3 protein-coding genes are annotated in these 1,773 nt (G+C 35.9%); all 3 read right to left on the bottom strand.

The window, feature by feature from the left end; translation table 11 throughout:
• Positions 1-39 precede the first annotated feature (39 nt).
• On the bottom strand, positions 40-669 hold the full coding sequence (locus tag A6E03_RS13615) for a LysE family translocator (RefSeq protein WP_065601070.1): 630 nt from the start codon (positions 667-669) through the stop codon (positions 40-42).
• Between the two features lie 200 nt (positions 670-869).
• Positions 870-1,208 carry a hypothetical protein gene (locus A6E03_RS13610; RefSeq protein ID WP_176703486.1) on the bottom strand — a complete coding sequence of 113 codons (339 nt, stop codon included), beginning with the start codon at positions 1,206-1,208 and terminating at the stop codon, positions 870-872.
• 164 nt (positions 1,209-1,372) lie between these two features.
• Positions 1,373-1,723: a hypothetical protein gene (locus tag A6E03_RS13605; RefSeq protein ID WP_065601069.1), complete on the bottom strand. Its 351-nt coding sequence runs from the start codon at positions 1,721-1,723 to the stop codon at positions 1,373-1,375.
• Positions 1,724-1,773: the final 50 nt, after the last annotated feature.

Raw genomic sequence — 1,773 nt, 5'->3', positions numbered from 1 at the left:
ACACCATAGTCGTTTGTTATATGCAAACAACCATTCTTACTATGAGGTCATTACTTTGATGCCAAAAATGGTAAACAATCCACCAGTGACATAATCCATAACCCCAGAAATACGAGCATAAACACTTTTAGCTGATTCATGAGAAAACGCCGTAGCTAAGAATAAATGCCAACTAAGCGTAATTGAAGCCATTGTTAGCATGATTGCTAATATCATCGTTGCACTCATGTTTTCAGGCATGGAAACACTGAATAAACTAACGACGAAGAAACCCGTTTTCGGATTTAAAATACTGGTGATAAACGCTGAAATGAAAACCTTTCTTTTCGATGGTGATATCGTTTGATTGATTTCAGTTAACTCACCTAACCTCTTTATTTTTCGAGTTAGATAAATCTGACGCATTCCCAAATACAATAAATAACTGCCACCTACCACTTTCATTAAACCAAATAATTGAGGAAAATGAGAAAAGAGAATAACTAAGCCGGAGCCACCAAAAAACGACCACAGTAACGTTGCACAACTAACACCGAAAGCAGAAAAAGCCGCAATTTTACGGTCGTAATTAAGTGCAGTGTTAATCGTTAAAAGTACATTAGCTCCAGGAGTCGCAACAGCTAACATCCAAATTAAAGCCACATGAAGAAGAACCAATAAATATTCCATTACCTACCATTCCAATAAATTAAGCTGTGAGCTTAAAAAAGCATATAACGCCGCAATAACACGTTTATTACTACGACGACTTAGCTGAATTTTACCGCCTTAAACACCGAAACCAAAGACAAACCTACAACGCCGAATGTAATAAATCGTGTTGATTGCTTTGTTAGGCGATAACTCAAAGTGTTCTATGAACAAAAAAGTTAATAACCACGAACAACTACTACTACCAAACAAACTACGCACAGAATAACAACCCAAAGAATTAATGGTTCTGGATTTCCATTTTTAGCTTCCGTCGCTAAATAAGAATTAAACTCTTTTTTACTTTGACGTCGGCCATAAGAAGAACTCAAATTATGCGATTCAACAGGTACTGAACCATTAGCCACATATTGTTTCGCAGCATTCAATGTTGTTACTGGCCCAAATTCATGACTACCCGCCTTATTAAAAACATACCAACTAGAACCTTGCTTAAAGATAATTCGACCATCTGACACAGAATATTGACCAGCTTGAACTCTTGATACTGTAACCATATAACCTCTTAATCGCCTAACGCCGCAATAACACGTTTATTACTACGCCGACTTATTTGAATTTTACCGCCTTAAACACCTAAACCAAAGACAAACCTACAACGCCGAATGTAATAAATCGTGTTGATTGCTTTGTTATACCCGTACTAAAATCGCCCTCAAAACTAGGAAGTAACCAATAATAAAATACTACCTAAGAATGCTGGGATTCCTGAGATAAACATAACCAAACCAAACTGATAATTCAGCCTTTTTTGTTCATGAAAATCAGACTCAAAATCATGATTAGAAACCATTTTCATTGTTTTATTTGAAGCTGGATCTTGCGTCCAATTACGACTTTGGCTATTTCCATCCCAAGTTAATCTAGCTATTCCCCAGATAATAATCACGATAAAGAATAGAAAATCCATCAAGCTTGTTGAGTTAAAAAAGGCTACATATTTGGAAAGAATGAATACGATTAAAGCCGCTAATAGGTTAGTAATAAAAACTATTTTCATTAGATTTAGCATAGATATTCTTCCTCAATTGACCTTTTAGGGTATAACGCTGGCATAACACG

It is taken from the genome of Aliivibrio sp. 1S128 (genome assembly GCF_001691065.1).
Taxonomy (GTDB): domain Bacteria; phylum Pseudomonadota; class Gammaproteobacteria; order Enterobacterales; family Vibrionaceae; genus Aliivibrio.
This window is presented reverse-complemented; position numbering and strand designations above follow the sequence as displayed.

Bases quoted from the DNA above. Each gene is read 5' to 3' on its own strand.
- A6E03_RS13615 (WP_065601070.1), bottom strand. From the start codon at position 669: ATGGAATATTTATTGGTTCTTCTTCATGTGGCTTTAATTTGGATGTTA.
- A6E03_RS13610 (WP_176703486.1), bottom strand. From the start codon at position 1,208: ATGGTTACAGTATCAAGAGTTCAAGCTGGTCAATATTCTGTGTCAGAT.
- A6E03_RS13605 (WP_065601069.1), bottom strand. From the start codon at position 1,723: ATGCTAAATCTAATGAAAATAGTTTTTATTACTAACCTATTAGCGGCT.